The 16,609-nt window shown below is 38.6% G+C and carries 18 protein-coding genes; 2 read left to right on the top strand and 16 right to left on the bottom strand.

From position 1 onward, the window contains the following. The 6 genes from V179_RS0122490 to ssb all read right to left on the bottom strand — a co-directional run bounded on the left by V179_RS0122490 (position 1) and on the right by ssb (position 5,809). Complete coding sequence (locus V179_RS0122490) at positions 1–1,005, bottom strand: ABC transporter permease (protein WP_028393467.1); 1,005 nt, start codon at positions 1,003–1,005, stop codon at positions 1–3. A gap of 218 nt (positions 1,006–1,223) precedes the next feature. Next, positions 1,224–2,828, bottom strand: a complete 1,605-nt coding sequence (locus tag V179_RS0122485; RefSeq protein WP_028393466.1) for an ABC transporter substrate-binding protein — start codon at positions 2,826–2,828, stop codon at positions 1,224–1,226. Between the two features lie 47 nt (positions 2,829–2,875). Beyond that, entirely contained in the window at positions 2,876–3,844 is a 969-nt protein-coding gene (locus tag V179_RS0122480) for an ABC transporter ATP-binding protein (RefSeq protein WP_028393465.1), read from the bottom strand. Continuing rightward, positions 3,819–4,829, bottom strand: coding sequence for an ABC transporter ATP-binding protein (locus V179_RS0122475; RefSeq protein WP_028393464.1), 1,011 nt, complete (start codon positions 4,827–4,829; stop codon positions 3,819–3,821). Before V179_RS0122475 ends, V179_RS0122480 begins: the two co-directional genes overlap by 26 nt. Before the next feature lie 308 nt (positions 4,830–5,137). Next, complete coding sequence (locus tag V179_RS0122470) at positions 5,138–5,428, bottom strand: hypothetical protein (RefSeq protein WP_028393463.1); 291 nt, start codon at positions 5,426–5,428, stop codon at positions 5,138–5,140. 18 nt (positions 5,429–5,446) lie between these two features. Further along, the gene (gene ssb, locus V179_RS0122465; protein ID WP_028393462.1) at positions 5,447–5,809 is read right to left on the bottom strand and encodes a single-stranded DNA-binding protein; all 363 of its coding nucleotides are present in this window, start codon (positions 5,807–5,809) and stop codon (positions 5,447–5,449) included. A gap of 277 nt (positions 5,810–6,086) precedes the next feature. Between ssb and V179_RS0122460 the strand changes: the two genes are divergently transcribed. Next, positions 6,087–6,527 (top strand): YwpF family protein, encoded by a 441-nt coding sequence (locus V179_RS0122460; protein WP_028393461.1) that lies wholly within the window; start codon positions 6,087–6,089, stop codon positions 6,525–6,527. Between the two features lie 155 nt (positions 6,528–6,682). On the opposite strand, the gene V179_RS0122455 is transcribed toward V179_RS0122460, so the two are convergent. The 9 genes from V179_RS0122455 to V179_RS28515 form a co-directional block, all read right to left on the bottom strand. Continuing rightward, positions 6,683–7,126 carry a hypothetical protein gene (locus V179_RS0122455; RefSeq protein ID WP_235179215.1) on the bottom strand — a complete coding sequence of 148 codons (444 nt, stop codon included), beginning with the start codon at positions 7,124–7,126 and terminating at the stop codon, positions 6,683–6,685. Positions 7,127–7,377: 251 nt separating this feature from the next. Further along, positions 7,378–7,677 carry a hypothetical protein gene (locus tag V179_RS29310; RefSeq protein ID WP_051405090.1) on the bottom strand — a complete coding sequence of 100 codons (300 nt, stop codon included), beginning with the start codon at positions 7,675–7,677 and terminating at the stop codon, positions 7,378–7,380. Between the two features lie 167 nt (positions 7,678–7,844). Next, a complete protein-coding gene (fabZ, locus tag V179_RS0122445; RefSeq protein WP_028393459.1) occupies positions 7,845–8,276 on the bottom strand; it encodes a 3-hydroxyacyl-ACP dehydratase FabZ in 432 nt (143 codons plus the stop codon). A gap of 88 nt (positions 8,277–8,364) precedes the next feature. Next, the gene (locus tag V179_RS0122440) at positions 8,365–8,658 is read right to left on the bottom strand and encodes a DNA-directed RNA polymerase subunit beta (RefSeq protein ID WP_235179212.1); all 294 of its coding nucleotides are present in this window, start codon (positions 8,656–8,658) and stop codon (positions 8,365–8,367) included. Positions 8,659–9,024: 366 nt separating this feature from the next. Then, positions 9,025–9,864, bottom strand: coding sequence for a flagellar hook-basal body protein (locus tag V179_RS0122435; RefSeq protein WP_220478596.1), 840 nt, complete (start codon positions 9,862–9,864; stop codon positions 9,025–9,027). Positions 9,865–9,892: 28 nt separating this feature from the next. Then, a complete protein-coding gene (locus V179_RS0122430) occupies positions 9,893–10,726 on the bottom strand; it encodes a flagellar hook-basal body protein (RefSeq protein ID WP_028393456.1) in 834 nt (277 codons plus the stop codon). 366 nt (positions 10,727–11,092) lie between these two features. Next, on the bottom strand, positions 11,093–12,094 hold the full coding sequence (gene mreB / locus V179_RS0122425; RefSeq protein WP_028393455.1) for a rod shape-determining protein: 1,002 nt from the start codon (positions 12,092–12,094) through the stop codon (positions 11,093–11,095). A 342-nt stretch (positions 12,095–12,436) separates the two neighbouring features. After that, on the bottom strand, positions 12,437–12,712 hold the full coding sequence (gene spoIIID / locus V179_RS0122420; protein WP_028393454.1) for a sporulation transcriptional regulator SpoIIID: 276 nt from the start codon (positions 12,710–12,712) through the stop codon (positions 12,437–12,439). A gap of 743 nt (positions 12,713–13,455) precedes the next feature. Then, entirely contained in the window at positions 13,456–14,310 is an 855-nt protein-coding gene (locus tag V179_RS28515; RefSeq protein ID WP_034302324.1) for a M23 family metallopeptidase, read from the bottom strand. 392 nt (positions 14,311–14,702) lie between these two features. On the opposite strand from V179_RS28515, the gene V179_RS0122410 reads away from it, so the two are divergent. Continuing rightward, positions 14,703–15,140, top strand: a complete 438-nt coding sequence (locus tag V179_RS0122410) for a VanZ family protein (protein WP_028393453.1) — start codon at positions 14,703–14,705, stop codon at positions 15,138–15,140. Between the two features lie 100 nt (positions 15,141–15,240). Here the strand turns inward: V179_RS0122410 and spoIID are convergent, their stop codons facing one another. Continuing rightward, complete coding sequence (gene spoIID / locus V179_RS0122405; protein ID WP_220478593.1) at positions 15,241–16,263, bottom strand: stage II sporulation protein D; 1,023 nt, start codon at positions 16,261–16,263, stop codon at positions 15,241–15,243. Positions 16,264–16,609: the final 346 nt, after the last annotated feature.

Genomic DNA, 16,609 nt, shown 5'->3' with positions numbered 1-16,609 from the left:
CTACTTATACTTAATTCTCGGATCGATTGCTGCATATAATAAATCGACACATAAATTTATGATCACAAAGATAAAGGCAATCACTAGAATCCCAGATTGAACGACTGGATAATCCCGATAGTTAATAGCATCGTAAATATAGGTGCCAATACCAGGCCAACCGAAGATTGTTTCTGTCAAAATTGCCCCACCAAGAAGCAAGCCTGTCTGCAAACCAATAACCGTCACAACCGGGATTAATGCATTTTTAAAAGAATGCTTATACACTACCCAGAACATTCTCATTCCTTTTGCTCGAGCTGTTCGAATAAAGTCTGAACGCATCACTTCTAGCATGGATGAACGTGTCATCCTCGCTATAATGGCCATTGGAATGGTTGCTAACGCGATACTTGGAAGTATTAAATGGCGAACCACTTCAAAGAATTGATCGAATCTTCCTTGTAGGAGGGTGTCAAGTAAATATAAGTTCGTGATTGCTTCAACCGGATCTCGGATATTATCTCGACCTGTAGTAGGTAAGAGATCCCATTTAATCGCCACGATATATTGCTCCATTAACCCTAACCAAAAGATTGGCATAGAGACCCCAATAAGTGCGATAATCATTGCGATATAATCAAACCAAGAATTTTGAAACCACGCTGATATGATTCCAGCGTTCACACCGATAACGACCGCTATGATCATAGCAATGACAGCAAGTTCAATGGTTGCGGCTAGATATGGCCAGACTTCCTCTGCGATTGGTGTATTTGTCTTTAAAGAAACACCTAAATCACCGCTCAATAAGCCACCTAAATAATCAAAAAATTGTATGTACCACGGTTGATCCAATCCAAGTTCCTTTGTCAAAGCAGCAACAGCTTCCTTCGAAGCCTGTTGACCTAAGATTAGCTGGGCTGGATTCCCCGGGATCGCACGGACCATCATGAAAACAATAAACGCCATACCTAATAGGACTGGAATTAACGCACCTAGACGCCGAACTGTAAAAGAAAACAAAATGACCACCTCAACTTTTGGGCATCTGACTATTCGTCTCGTTCATATTTCTTTCAACAAACAAGGAGGCGTCCCCAAAGCAAGGGTCAGGCCCCGCAACAAATAAATACCAGTATAAGATACGTGTTTGAAACACTATACTGATTTAGAGTGCGAGGTTAGACCCTTATGAGACACCCACTTGTTTAACGTACTTCTCATATTCTTTTAAACTCTTATTATTCTCCTAAAGATACATTGATAAATGATTGTGTTCCGGTTGGATGCGGAATAAATCCTTCCACTTCTTTGATACCTGCCAACTGTGGCTTAGAGTGTGCAAGTGGAACCCAAGGTGCATCTTCATGAATAATTTCTTGTGCTTGTTTATAAAGCACAATACGCTCATCTTCATTAGGATTAGATTGGGCCTTGATTAAAATTTCATGCAATTCATCGTTGCTGTACCGTGAATAGTTGTTTGATCCGATGTTATCTTTATCTAAAAGCGTATAAATAAAGTTATCCGCGTCACCGTTATCTCCATTCCATCCAAGCATGAAGACAGGAGCCTCGCCGGCTTGTACTTTTTCAATATACGTTCCCCAGTCAAATGTAACGATATTTGCTGTAATATTAACCTCTTTCAAAGCAGCTTGAATCGCTACCGCTACTTTTTGCCCATCAGGCATGTACGGTCTTGCAACTGGCATTGCCCATAGATCCATTTCAAATCCATTTTCAAGCCCTGCAGCTTTTAATAATTCCTTTGCCTTGTCCACATTATATTCATAATCGACAATGTCATCGTTATAGCCACTAACAGATGGTGGCAATGGATTTTTTGCAGGCTCTGCAGTACCCTCATAGAAACTCTTAATTAATTCTTCTTTATTAATTAAATGACTGATAGCTTGACGAACTTCTTTTTTATCAAATGGTGCTTTTTCCACATTAAAACCAAGGTAACCGACGTTCATAGATGGTCTTTCGAACAACTGCAACTTGCTGTCTCCCTCTACCTGGCCAAGATCACTAGGGTTAAGCCCGTCCATTAAGTCAATTTCCCCTTTAATTAATGCATTGAGTCGAGCGGAGTTATCTTTAATGACTTTAAATTTAACGCCATCTAATTTCGGAAGGCCATCTTGCCAGTAATCATCATTTTTTACAACTTCAATCATATCGCCTGGTTTCCATGATTTAAAGGCGAATGGTCCAGTTCCTACAGGATTTTTCGTAAAATCATCGCCATGTTTCTCCAGAGCTTCGGGACTTGCAATCGCAAACATACCCATGGCTAAGTTTTTCAAGAAAGGAGCCTGCGGACGGTTTAGTGTAAACACAACGGTATGATCATCTTGCGCTTTCACTTCTTTAATTACATGCCCTTCGTCCCCTTCAAAACCGCCAAACATCGATGCATAATAAGCAAATTTTGCCTCATCTTTACTCTGCGCCCAGCGTTGAAAGTTCTTTACAACGGCTTCTGCATTAAAATCAGTATCATCATGAAACTTAATTCCGTCACGGAGATGGAAGGTATACGTCAATCCATCTTCAGAAACATCCCATGTTTCAGCAAGTCCTGCTTCAATTTCTGTACTATCTTCTTTGTATTTGACAAGTGTTTCAAAAATTTGTTCTGTAACGATAAACGACTCCCCTTCTGTCGTTATCGCAGGGTCAAGTGCTGTAGAGTCTGCGCCTCGACCATAAATAAGCGTACCTCCGCTTTCTTCCTTCCCTTTTCCTGAGCTGCTTTCTTTCGAGCTACCACAACCAGCTAGCACAGTTGAAAGAGCAAGAATACAAATGAATACAATCCAGCTTGTCTTTTTCATGACTTTCCCCCCATTAATTTTTGTTACTCATTTATGTCTACGTAAACTTAGTCATAAAGATGACAAGCTACGTGATGACCTTGTTTTTGTTCCTTTAATTCAGGCCTTTTATGTGAACACTGCTCCATTGCTTTTGGACATCTTGTATGGAATGGGCAGCCCTTAGGCGGATTTACAGGACTCGGAACATCGCCTTGTAAAATGACCCGCTCTTGTTTGTACGTTACATCTGGAATAGGCACCGCCGATAATAACGCCTGTGTATACGGGTGGAGCGGATTTTGGTATAGATCTTCACTTTCTGATATTTCCACTAACTGCCCTAAGTACATGACACCTACACGATCACTAATATGTCGAACAACACCAAGGTCATGGGCAATGAATAGGTACGTTAATCCATATTCCTTTTGTAAGTCTTGGAGTAGATTCAACACTTGTGACTGAATGGATACATCTAAAGCAGAAACTGGCTCATCTGCGATAATCAGCTTGGGATTGATAGCAAGAGCCCTAGCTATTCCAATCCGTTGACGTTGCCCACCGCTAAATTGGTGAGGATATCGTGAGGCATGATAACTACTAAGACCAACGACCTCTAACAATTTTTGCACCCGTTGTTTTCTTTCTTGCTTATTCTTCACACCATGAACAATCAACGGTTCTTCTAATATTTTGCCAATGGTATGACGAGGATTTAACGAAGCAAATGGATCTTGAAAAACCATTTGTATTTCACTGCGCGTTTTCCTCATTTCATTCGTAGAAAGCTTTGTAAGATCTTTTCCTTCAAAATAAATACTTCCTTCACTAGGCTCAAGGAGTCTGAGAATCATCCGACCCGTCGTCGATTTTCCGCAACCGCTTTCACCAACGAGTCCAAGTGTCTCCCCTTTTTTAATTGAAAAAGAAATGCCGTCAACGGCTTTCACAGAGCCTATTGTTTTTCCTAAAATTCCACCTTTGATCGGAAAATGCATTTTCAGATTTTCAACTTGAACTAATGGCTGCGTCATAGATGTCTCCCCCTTTCCCGTCTTCATATAGCCAACAACGCACTTTTTGACCAGTATTGAATAGCTGTAGTGGAGGAGCTTCACTTAGACAACGGTCCATTACATGCGAACATCGCGGAGCAAATGGACAACCTAGCTTTTGGCTGCCTGGCTTAGGCACCTGCCCTGGTATTGAATACAGTCTTTCCTTTTTTTCACGCATGTCAGGAACAGATTGTATCAATCCAACCGTATAAGGATGCTTCGGATTTTGGAAAATAGCAGAAACATCACCTTCTTCGACGATCTTCCCAGCGTACATGACAACCATTCGTTGACACATTTCTGCAACGACACCCAAATCATGAGTAATCATCATAATTGCCGTTTTCGTTTCTTGATTCAATTTCTTCATTAATTCTAGAATCTGGGCTTGAATCGTAACATCAAGTGCAGTAGTTGGTTCATCCGCAATCAAAAGTTCTGGCTCACAAATCATCGCCATAGCAATCATAACCCTTTGTCTCATTCCTCCAGAGAGTTGATGCGGATATTCATCCATTAAGGATTCTGCCCTTCCTAGACCAACCAGTTTCATCATTTCTATGGCTCTCGCTCTTGCTTGTTTTTTGTTCCATTTCCTATGTATTCTTAACGACTCAGTTAATTGTTCACCTATCGTAAATAATGGATTTAAACTGGTCATTGGCTCTTGAAAAATCATGGCGATTTCATTCCCACGAATCTTCCTCATTCGCGCTTCAGATGCAGTCGCAAGATTTTCTCCTTTAAATCGAATCTGCCCCTGGACTTTACTAGTATTAGCGGGAACAAGTCCCATGATCGATAAGGAAGTTACGCTTTTTCCACATCCTGACTCGCCGACAATCCCCAATACTTCTCCTCGATTGATGTGAAAACTGACGGAGTTTACGACAGGAACTTCCCCATCATCCGTCTGAAAACTTGTCTGCAAACTGGTTACTTCAATTATTGGAGATTCCACCAATTTACCTCCTTTATAAATAAATTACATTTTTTCCAGTCAATTAATTGAATTATTGCATTTTTTCTGAAAAATAACAATCTTTATTTTAGAATATTTTTAATTATTCGTATATTTCGACTTGAAATTTAATAATCTGATCTAAAATACAAAAAAGACTGCAAATCGCAGTCCATCTTCGAGGCTCAATAGAGGAATCTATCATATTTCTTGAGGAGAGTAGGGGTTTGTCTTACGGGGATTACTAAACTGGTAGCCCTTTTACATATATGAAAAAAGGTTTTTCTATATAATTAAGCATGGATTGTTTATTTATTCTCGAGAATAGCAAGCCGTTGGTGTAGAACTGCATATTGTTCCGATAAATAGATATATTGCATGGTAAAATGATTTAAGCGCGATTCTATTTCTGTGAGATGACTTTCATTTTTTGAAGTTTTAGCTTGAGTTTTTGCTATGTAGCGAATTAAATCGCCCATAATCTGTTCGATGCGTTCTATTTGCTGATGGTTGTTGTGCGGGGTTGCAGTTGTAAATGGATAAATCGTCTGATCGTCTTCCTTTAAAAACTCACTAAATGGCAAGCTATTTATTGTCATATTTCACCTCAATACCCATTATGCTTTAATATGTTCAAATTCAGGTTGCTGTTTCGCTGCTGGTTTTGGACCAAGGAATCTTACTGATTCTGCGACTACCTCTGTTACATAAACTTTCTTTCCTTCTTGGTTATCATATTTTCTTGTTTGAATTCTTCCTGTAATACCGATAACTGAACCCTTTTGGCAATAATTCGCTGTATTCTCGGCCGTCTTTTGCCATAGCGTACATTGAACAAAGTCGGCATCGAAATCCCCGGCTTGATTACGATAATTTCGGTTTACCGCTAATACAATAGTAGAGACTGCCTTCCCTTCCGCTGTATAGCGGAGATCAGGATCTCGGGTTAATCGGCCGACTAAAGTTACTTGATTAATCACTTTCTCATCTCCTTTCTATTTGATACCATCATACGTAAAATTATTGTAAAAGAAAAATTACGAAAATTGCATTTTGATATACTTTTTTGTTGATCCTTATTGATATCTCCTTCAATAATTCAATTTTCGACGTACTTCCACAGCAATTTCTTTATTTTTTCAACATTTATTTATTTTTTTATAAGCAATTCAATTTAGGATATGATTCGTTCCTCATTTTCAGGTATGTTATAATTAGCAAAAATAAGGAAAGTTTCGCACAAGAAGGAGGAATGACATGAAATCATTCAAATTAATTTCACTACAAATTGTAACTGAAAGAAATGAACTGTTTAATGTGGAACTTACAGACGGATTGATTATTAATAAAGAAGATGATTTAAATACGTGGATCCTCGAAGCCTTTTTATCTAAAACATACTTCGATAAAATTCAGCATGTACTACCTTTATTGAATGGAGAAGTGAATGTTCAAGCGGTCATTACAAAAAAAGAGAATGGTCCTGCTGCTTTTGACACAGTGCTCCGTTCAATCAAAGAGGTTGAAGGACATGTCAGTATCGTATTTGAAGGACATCTGCAAAGAACCCGCAGTAAGTACGCCGAGCTATTACTTGAAAATTTAATCGATAAAGGCATTTCCGGCGAGGAATTACTTGAACAATTCAAAGAAAAAATCATTTCTCAGCCCCCATTTATCACTACAAAGAAATCATAAAAATGAAACTTCCCTTATAAAAAAGTCAATGAAAAAAAGCAAAAGCGAAGAGTTCTTTGCTTTTGCTTTTTTTCATATACAAAGTATCATTATGGCTCGTTCAAGTTGGCAGAGGGAATTTACGAAAGGATATTAAGATGCGTTAATATGACTTCTTATTTGGAATTTTTCAATTCCTTTGAGAGTTTCTCGATAACAAAACGAGCTTCCGCGCGGCAAGAATAATCATATTCGTTTTTCGTAAGTTTTTGAAGTCGTTCTATCTCTTCCATTTGTTCCTTCTTCGGTTTTTCGGAAAGGATTTTATTAATCGTCTCAGTAATTTTCACCGCTAATTCCTCATGAAACTCCGAATTCGCTTTTACTTCGTCACTTACCTTATCATACCAAGTAGCTGATTTATTTAAGTATTCTTTCCATTCACCCATGAAAACTTCATAATCAAAGTGATTTTCATTCCAGTTGATTTTGTTCATATATTGCTCAAAAGCAATTGAAATAGAGCGAGTTATACTTATTTTTACTCCTGGTGAAAGATCTTTTAACATTTTATAAAATGGACCTCCTACATTTAGCTCCTCTGCTCTTTCTAAAATCATATCAAATATCACCGGTAAAAGGAATGATTTATAACAATTAAATTATTTTCATTACAGAATCGAAACAAAACAGGCAGAAATTTCTGCCTGTTTTAATAAAGTGAAACTTCTATTAGTAGGTTTCTTTTTACCCCACTGATGGTTAGTTGAACCAATCAGATTTTCAGGCTATTTACCCTCACCTATTATTACTTAATTCTCTCACAATAATAGAGGTGGGGGTATTACAGCCTGTTAAACCGGGATAAAAACTATTTGTTATCTTTATGCTTATTCATATCTGTATTACCATTGATATTCGTATCTGTTCCATTTAAGTCATTTTGATCTACTCCGTCTTTCACATCGTTCTTAAGATTATTGTCGTTTGGGTTTACATCTTTGTTCAAATCTGGAGTACCATTATTCCCGGGTTTATTTACATTGTTATCCGTAGGAGTATTATCATTTTCAGGAGCAGGTTTGTTATTGTCGTTCGTCGCACAACCTGCTAACATCATTATTGATAAAAATGAGCACCCTAGTAATGCTAATATTCGTTTTTTTATCATATTGTATTCCTCCTTATGATGTGAGCCATATTCTAATGGTCCTTATTTAGAATACCCGAAAAAGGGAATTTCTCTCGTTCGTTAAAACGGTAAAGTTTTCCATGTTACCCTCTCGCGGATAAAAAAAGAGCACGGAATGTTTATCCGTACTCTTTTTTACCCGAGAATTATGATTTATCCCCAAAAGCAAACATGATATCTGTTTCACAGGCAATTTCGCCATCTACAGTAGCTACTGCTCTTCCTTTGCCTACGGAGCCACGCATTCTAGTGATTTCAACTTCAAGTTTTAATTGATCTCCTGGAACGACCTGTCTCTTAAAACGGCAATTATCAATTCCTGCAAAAAAGGCGAGTCTTCCTCTATACTCTTCCTGCTTAAGCATCGCCACTGCTCCTACTTGCGCAAGTGCTTCTACTATTAATACACCAGGCATAACAGGGTACTCAGGAAAATGACCATTAAAGAATGATTCATTCGCTGAAACGTTTTTTAAGCCTACTGCACGTTTTCCATCTTCCACTTCAATAATGCGATCCACTAATAAAAACGGATAGCGGTGCGCAATAATTTCTTTGATTTGATTAACATCAAGCATTCTTTGTTCCTCCTTATAAGAAAAGCTTAAGGGTTTACGGCGATTTTTACATGCCAGTGGTGCCTTATGGTTGATCTAAATCAACCTCCTACTTTTCGCTGTATACTAAATCAAAAATGTGAGTCCAGGTTGATTTGCTAAATACATCAACCATTTCTCCACCACCCATTATACTGTAACCGACAATGGTTCCGGAGACTACTGATACAACAATCAAGAATGTAACAAGTAATACCCTGAACCAAAGTGGTAACAGTCTAATACGAATTTTCGGTTTCGCCTGTTCCTTATTTTCTTGTTCCTGTTTAAAATCTTCTCTGGTTAAAGTTTTTTCTTCCATGCTTGTGTACAATAGCTCCTTTTTTCCCGCTTTATCGGGCAATAGATCCCCACCTCAAGGCTAAGAGGTATCGAAGAAGCTTAGGTGGGGGATAATGCCCGTTAAAGCCTGATTGGTGAGATACAGTGAAACTTACCGATGCGTGAGCAGAGGTTTAGTTGAGGCCCACAGGATGTGGGTCACTCAGACGTTTCTGCAGGAAGCGGCGTACTTTAGTCTGAGTTCGTTGAATCGGGTTCGTAGTGTCGCCTTACCTACGCTGCGCGGAGGTATTGGCGATAGCGACACTAGAACCGGACTAACAATCAGTGTGGGTGTAGCCCTCCCACTGATTGAAGTTTCACTTTACGTCATGATGATCGTCGTTTCATTTATCAGCAGGTTGGTTTTTTCATTGTTGGTTGTTCTCTATCTAATACTGTTCACTAATCCTTGCATTTGATCAGCCATTGTAATCGCTCTAGATTGGAATTGATATTGTCGCTGGACCATTATTAGGTTGGACATTTCTTTAGAAAGATTTACATTGGAGCTTTCCAACGCTCCTTGTGTTACAGAAATTTCGTTGCGTAAACCACCTGTTAATGATGTCAAAATATCTTCTACATTCACATTCAGTTCGTTAAAGTTTGCAGGGAGTGCTAATAAATTACCGCCTAGCTGTTCCATAAATTGCGGTTTCTTAACAGACACAATCCCCATCTCAAAAAATTGTGTTCCCCGATTGCTCGTTTCTACCTTAATCTGTCCATTTTCAGAAATACTAACATCTGTAACATTCCCGTTTACCACTATTGGACGGTTGAACTCATCAAGAACAGGATTTCCTGCACCTGTAACAAGCATAACTTGCTGATCATTTCCATTTACAGGTGTCATAAAAAAGGCTCCATCACGTGTGTAACGAATGTTTTCTCCACTTTGATCTGAAACACGTACACTAAAAAACAAATCCGGCTTTGTAAGGGCGACATCAAGGCTGCGATTCGTCGTTTTTAATGAACCTTGTGTTAAGCTAAGCTGTGTTTGACCTAGCTTAGCTCCCGTTCCTTGGCGGATTCCGTTTGGTGTCAATCGGCCGATTTCCCGAGATACGTCTGGTTGATTATTGAATTGCTGTACAAGTAAATCCGTAAAATTCGCTTCTTTCCGTTTATATCCTGTAGTATCCACATTTGCAATATTACTGCTAATCGTATCCAATTTTAGCTGAAGCTGAGAGAGTGTGTTAGTTGATGTAATCATCATGCGATTCACTAGATTTCCCCCTTATTCTTTAGAGCCTACCAATTTCATTGACAGCCTTGTCCATACTTTTATCGTATGCCTGTAAAATTTTCTGATTCGCTTCAAACGTACGATATGCAGTAAGCATGTCTGTCATTGTTTGCGCCTGGTCGACGTTAGACCCTTCCAAATAGCCCTGTTTCAAATTAAAAGATACACCCGCAGTGTTATAAGCACTAGCAAGCATTGCTCCTTCTGTTCGGAATAATCCGTCTCCCTCTTTAATCAGCTCGAATGGATCCCTAGCAAATGCAATGCCAACGCGAGCCACTGTCTGGTTGTTTTCTACGATCATGCCTTCTTCATTTATGGAGAAGTTTTCGCTATTCAAGCGAATCCTGCTACTATTATCATCTAGCACATAATTTCCACTTGCAGTCGTTAAGTATCCCGCGCCATCCAATGTAAAGTTCCCATTTCTCGTATAGCGCGCTTCTCCCTCACTATTTTCGATAATAAAGAGAAGCGAGCCTGGCTTGCCACTCTCCTGGTTCAATGGTAGGTTCCCGTTCACAATAGCCAAATCAGTCGATAGTTCAGTTTCTTGGATATCACCTTGCTTATACAGGGGCGTTGCCTCTTGCATATACACACCTGTACTAAGAGTGCCTATCTGTGAATGAATCGGTAAACTGATATTTCCGTTTGGCGTTGTCGCCTTTTGGCCCATTCTTTGCATGAGCATTTCAGGGAACGACCTAACGCTTGCTTGGTCTGTTTTAAAACCAGGCGTGTTCGCATTGGATAAATTATTCGTCAACATTTCTGCACGTCTTTGTTGAGTAAGCATTCCAGATGCCGCTGTGTAAAATCCTCTGAACACCTTGATCACCTCTATTACGAAAGGGGGTGTCTCATAAGGGTCTAACCTCGCACTCTAAGGCAGTATGCAGTATTTCATACACGTATCTTATACTGGATTTAGTTGTTGCGGGTCTGACTCTTTACTTGGGACATCCCCTCTAAATAAATTTTCTAAATAGTTGGTCCTTCTTATGTCTATTTCATATATCGGAAAGTTTCTAGGTATCTTAATAGTAGGACTGTTTGAGGCTTTAGAATTGTCAATTGTAAAGGAATTGGTTAAAAAATCTTCGTAGCTTTATAACTGGATTTCGAATAAGAAACAGGAACCGAGAAATCTCAGTCCTGTCAAAGTGCAGAGACGCATTTTTGTGCGCTTCTATGTTTAACCAAATTTATGGCGTGGTAATTTATCCATATTATCCAGCATAATTCCTGTCCCAATTGCTACACAGTCCATAGGATTCTCTGCGACCAATACTGGAACTTTCAATTCTTCGGCAAGTAATAAGTCAATTCCATGCAGAAGGGCCCCGCCACCTGTAAGAATAACACCGCGGTCAATGATATCTGCTGATAATTCAGGTGGTGTACGTTCTAAAACGCTCTTAGCGGCTTGGACAATTACAGAAACTTGTTCATGTAAAGCCTCTTCAATTTCTTCAGAATAAACAGTAATGGTTCTAGGTAATCCAGAAACCATATCACGTCCACGGATATCAATTTCTTCCTTCCGAGATCCAGGAAAAACAGTTGCAACTTGGATCTTGATGTCTTCTGATGTTCTTTCACCAATTAGCAGCTTATATTTACGTTTTATGTAATTTAAAATTTCATTATCAAATTTGTCGCCAGCCATTTTGATGGACGAGGAGGTTACAATATCTCCCATAGACAGGACTGCGATGTCCGTTGTACCCCCACCAATATCAACGACCATATTTCCGCTCGGCTGAAAAATGTCCATACCAGCTCCAATTGCCGCCACCTTTGGCTCTTCTTCTAGGTAAATTTTCTTACCACCGCTTTTTTCAGCTGCCTCTTTAATTGCCTTTTGCTCAACACTCGTGATATTTGTTGGACAGCAAATCAAAATTCTTGGTTTCGATAAAAACCCTTTAACATTTAACTTATTTATAAAATGCTTAAGCATCGACTCTGTTACATCAAAATCAGCAATAACTCCATCCTTTAATGGACGAATCGCAACGATGTTTCCTGGTGTACGACCAACCATCTTTCTAGCTTCTTCACCGACTGCCAAAACACGGTTTGTATTTTTATCGATTGCCAGTACCGATGGCTCATTTAACACAATTCCTTTACCTTTGACATGAATCAGCACATTAGCTGTTCCAAGATCTATTCCAATATCCCTAGCAAACATGATTTAAATCCTCCTTGAATCCTCATAAAAGCCTACTTACTCCTAATTGTTTATTTTAACATATTGACAAGGTGGAAGGTAGGTCTATATCCTTGAAATGGGAATTTTTTTTACAAAACAAAAAACCGGTATTTGTTATCATCTCCACTTCCTATGGTTCTTAAAAGGTAACACTTTTTACTCAGCATTTCCCTTTTAAACCACCGAAACTGAATCATTTAACAAATACCGGTTTATCCCGCATTAACTCAGTACCCTCACCTCGAGGTTTAGAAAAATCAAAGAGATGTAGGGAGGGGGGATGAAGCCCCCACTGATTGAAGTTTCACTTTATTTTTACAACTATCTTTTCAATATTTCCTCTTCACGCTCTGACCGCTTATATTTCAACTTTGTTGCTTCTCCACCTCGAAGATGACGGATTGATTTATGATAATCCAAAATATCCTTCACCTCATTGGCCAATTCAGGATTAATTTCAGGCAATCGCTCGGTTAAATCTTTATGAACTGTACTTTTGGATACTCCAAACTCCTTCGCAATGACACGAACAGTCTTTCTTGTTTCCACGATATACTTTCCTATCTTGATAGTTCTTTCTTTGATGTAATCGTGCACACCACTCGACCTCCCTAAATTGGATGTGAGAAGTGTGAAATGAGATTCGCTTTTGGTTTAAAAAAACCGTTGCCCCGGAAATTATCAATACATATATCTTCAACTGGATTTATCATTGGATTTAAACGACTACTCACCTCAAACACTCTCTTTGTATGGTTTGTATCAGTTTATTAGCATTGAAATGGATATATGCACAATTTCAACAGCTTCCGGAAATATTTATCTAAATTTTCTAACATTTAATTCTTGTTACTAAAATTATTTCCCGAGAAATTTGTCAAAAACAAAGGGATTTTGTAAATCAAAGGTGACTTTTCGAGGTTGATGTTCATACAAATCCTGCAATGCGTAAAACGTCACCATTACCTTGAAGGATTTATTATGAAGCACGCTACACCCATCTAATCTTAAGAGTGGCGGTGCTTACGGGATATTGAAGTATTTTCTTAATAAGGGGAAGTATATCTGCAAATTAGATTGTCTATATTAGTAAGTCGCGAAGCCCCGTCCCATGTCCTACATACAAAAAGAGATTGGCCCAATTGAGTCTTGACTTCACAATCTCTATACATCGTTTATTATTTACACAATATATAGTAGAAGTGGAGCTAACCCTTTATTATAGGACAATCTCTCTTACCAAATTTTCAGTTGTTTACGGGCGTATCATTTTGTTTTGATTATTTTCTTCAGTCATTTATAAGTAATCATACTAAAAATCAATGAAAACATTCACTTTATCAGCCTTCTTCAGTGTTTTCAGAATCAGATGGATCTTCTTTAGTATGATCATCGTCACTTGATTTTGAATCAGCTGGATTTTCAATTGCTTCAGAATCTGAATTCGATGCATCTTCTTCTTCACTTACACTACTTGGATTTTTATCAGCTGCTTCATCCTTTGTTTCAAGGGATGTCAACTGACTTCCGAAAACAGCGTTTGGATTTAAAGCAACATCATTTTGGCGAATTTCAAAGTGAACATGCGTTCCAGCCTCTTCATTCAAGAGACTTCTACCTGCTTTAGCAATTACAGCACCTTGTTTCACTTTGTCTCCAACCTCAACTGTAATGTCTGTAATGGATTGGTAACGAGTAATTACACCATTTTCATGTTCAATTTCTACTTCATTACCAAGCAATGAATCTTCTTTCACTTTACTTACTTTCCCGCTTAAAGATGCTACAACATCAAATGCTCCACCGTCTTTAGCTGCGATATCCAGTCCTTTGTTTTGCATTACACGATTATTATAAAAGACTAATGCAGCAGCACGTTTTTCTTTGTCAGCGTCTTTGTCATAGAATTCTTTTTTAATGACTGCGAGTTGGGAATCCGTGACTGGCATGTTGATGATTTCAAGATGGCTGTTTACTTCAACGGCTGGCTCTTCCATGTTATTGCCTATTCCAGCTGCCTCTTCTTTATCTGGTGTTTTGTCAGCTGAATCATTAAAACTGTTCTGTGCCCAGATGGCTCCCGCCAAAATCAATGCAGCACTTGCGATATAAATTGCTGGTAATGCCCAACGTTTATTCAGAATACGTCGGATAATGGACTTTTTGGAAGTTGGTTTGTTTTCTTCCTCTCTCATATTAATCACCTCAGCAATCATTCTGAACAGATTGCTGAAATTATATACATCTGCTACAAATTATTTTTTAGATTTATTTTTTGTTTAACTTGATTATTTTATGCATGGGAATTTTTAAGTTATAAAATCCGGGGCTTTGACACTTTCTAATAGAGCAAGTCTAATAAGCAACTATACTTATTATATTATAGAAAGTACCCCAAAATCCTGCCCCGTACCGCCACCATTGTAATTAGAATTGATCCTTCATGGTGCGTGGTGCCGTTTTGTAAAATTAAGGGCGTAGCAATCTCACAATTCAGCATTTTTAAAGTTGCTCGCGCTTTGTTCTTTCCCAATAAGATAATTCTTGATACAATGGCAACAAGCACATACTAAAGGAAGTTGAATACATGCGAAAATCTTTGAAAGTATTGTTAACGGTTCTGCCGTTTATTTATATGGGAGCTATTTGGTATATGTCTAGTCAGCCTGATGATTTAATTCTCGATCTTCCATCCTCTTCTGTCGATCACTTCATCAAGGAAGCTCTTCATTTAGTGGAATTTGCAATTCTTTATATGTTGTTTGCTGCCGCTCTTGCTGCCCACGGTAAATTAACTAGCACCTGGAGCATCCTTGCTGCCATTTTAGCGAGTTTGTATGGCATTTGTGATGAAATACACCAATCCTTCATACCTGCCCGCTCAGCAAGCCTTATTGATGTAATTAAAGATGTAATCGGCGTGTTAGCTGCTTATTTCCATGTACGCTATCACTATTTCAAGCATCATCGCGGTTTTCTGACCATCATTGAAAACATGACAAGAAAGGCTGTCTCATCAAGGTGACTTCACCTTTGAGACAACCTTCTTTTATAGTAGTGATGGACAATGTTAATTTTTGGCTCAACTCATCTCTTGTTTCATGGAAAACCGCATTAATACAGCATCATTTTTTTGCTGTGATTGTATTCAATATCGTGTTTGAAGTCTGAATCTGAACACCCTGATAATAGTATTTTACAATTTCATCATATTTTTTCCCTTCCATCGCCATACCATTCGCACCGTACTGGCTCATTCCTACTCCATGACCGGAACCCTTCGTTGTAACGATGATGTTCTTACCTTGTCGCTTCAAGGTAAAGTCTGATGATTTGAGGCCTAAACTTTCACGAACTTCCTTACCAGTTAGCTCTTTTCCTGCAATGACCACCTTGCTTATACGGTTCCCCTTTGTCCGGGCCTTTACCGTGGCTATCTCATTTCCCGCAGGCAGTTTTACACCTAATTTTTTTTGAAAATCAGCGACTGATATCATTTCATTATTATAAAACTTCGGTGATGACTTATCCCAAGGGCTTGCTACACTTTTTAAATAAGGGTAAGAACTTTTCCAATAATCCTCAGAATTCTCGGTATATCCGTTGCTAGTTGAAAAGAAAGTCGCAGTGATTGGCTTTCCACCATACGTTAAAATTTGTCCTTTTGTAGCATTTACCGCTTCTTTTATCTTCTTAATTTTCCATGAATAATCTGACCCCCACGATTTTTTCAACTCAGCATCATTTAAATACACCTGATGCAATTCCGTATCTGTAACATCTGCTCCTTTCGGTACCCCCACAACATTATCAGCAAGCAACAAATCCACAATATACGTCCTCGCTGCCAGTGACTGAGCTTTCAATGCTTCTAATTCAAAATCTGCATACATTTCTGTAGCCACCACACCGACAACGTATGATTCTAACGGAATCGTTTGGATCTTTTGTTCGACAGATCGATACACAGCGACATCCACACTTGGCACCTCTGTTGTATTAACATTTTCTATAGGTTCCTCTACGGTCTCAGATAATTTACCATCCTTGTCTTCTTTGGAAAATGGAAGCACAAGTAATGCAGGAATCATAAGTGTAACAAATGCTACAGTTAAAAATAGGGCGATAATCGGTTTGCATGCTCTCAATATTTCTGGGCCTCCCTTTGTCTGCTCTTAAAGGGGAATTGAGTAGAAACGAGTCTTCAATCACTTTATCCCGGTTCAACTAACCATTAGCGGGAACTTAGATCCCACTGATAGAACTTTCGAATGGGAGATTCCTCCGTTCCCACACCTCCCCTTCTCTCAAGACAAATATATGGGTTTGGACAAGCAATTATGACCTTTATTTGAAACTATCAGGAGTTAGTTAATTGCTGATACCACGTAGTTATTTACTGTTTTTCTTCTTACACGGAAAAACAATTTGTCCTTTTATTCCTCGCTAAACCGACAGTAAGACCTCACATAGAAATTTCATTTTATTCAATTT

This window comes from Bacillus cihuensis (genome assembly GCF_000504145.1).
Classification (GTDB): Bacteria; Bacillota; Bacilli; order Bacillales; family DSM-1321; genus Peribacillus; species Peribacillus huizhouensis.
Note: the sequence above shows the minus strand (reverse complement) of the source record. Positions and strands in the feature narration are given on the sequence as shown.

Coding starts and splice junctions, on each gene's coding strand:
- mreB (WP_028393455.1), bottom strand. CDS start 12,094: ATGTTTGCTAGGGATATTGGAATAGATCTTGGAACAGCTAATGTGCTG.
- V179_RS0122410 (WP_028393453.1), top strand. CDS start 14,703: ATGCGAAAATCTTTGAAAGTATTGTTAACGGTTCTGCCGTTTATTTAT.
- V179_RS28515 (WP_034302324.1), bottom strand. CDS start 14,310: ATGAGAGAGGAAGAAAACAAACCAACTTCCAAAAAGTCCATTATCCGA.
- V179_RS0122455 (WP_235179215.1), bottom strand. CDS start 7,126: ATGATTTTAGAAAGAGCAGAGGAGCTAAATGTAGGAGGTCCATTTTAT.
- V179_RS0122435 (WP_220478596.1), bottom strand. CDS start 9,864: ATGATGATTACATCAACTAACACACTCTCTCAGCTTCAGCTAAAATTG.
- V179_RS29310 (WP_051405090.1), bottom strand. CDS start 7,677: ATGATAAAAAAACGAATATTAGCATTACTAGGGTGCTCATTTTTATCA.
- V179_RS0122470 (WP_028393463.1), bottom strand. CDS start 5,428: ATGACAATAAATAGCTTGCCATTTAGTGAGTTTTTAAAGGAAGACGAT.
- fabZ (WP_028393459.1), bottom strand. CDS start 8,276: ATGCTTGATGTTAATCAAATCAAAGAAATTATTGCGCACCGCTATCCG.
- V179_RS0122460 (WP_028393461.1), top strand. CDS start 6,087: ATGAAATCATTCAAATTAATTTCACTACAAATTGTAACTGAAAGAAAT.
- V179_RS0122480 (WP_028393465.1), bottom strand. CDS start 3,844: ATGACGCAGCCATTAGTTCAAGTTGAAAATCTGAAAATGCATTTTCCG.
- V179_RS0122485 (WP_028393466.1), bottom strand. CDS start 2,828: ATGAAAAAGACAAGCTGGATTGTATTCATTTGTATTCTTGCTCTTTCA.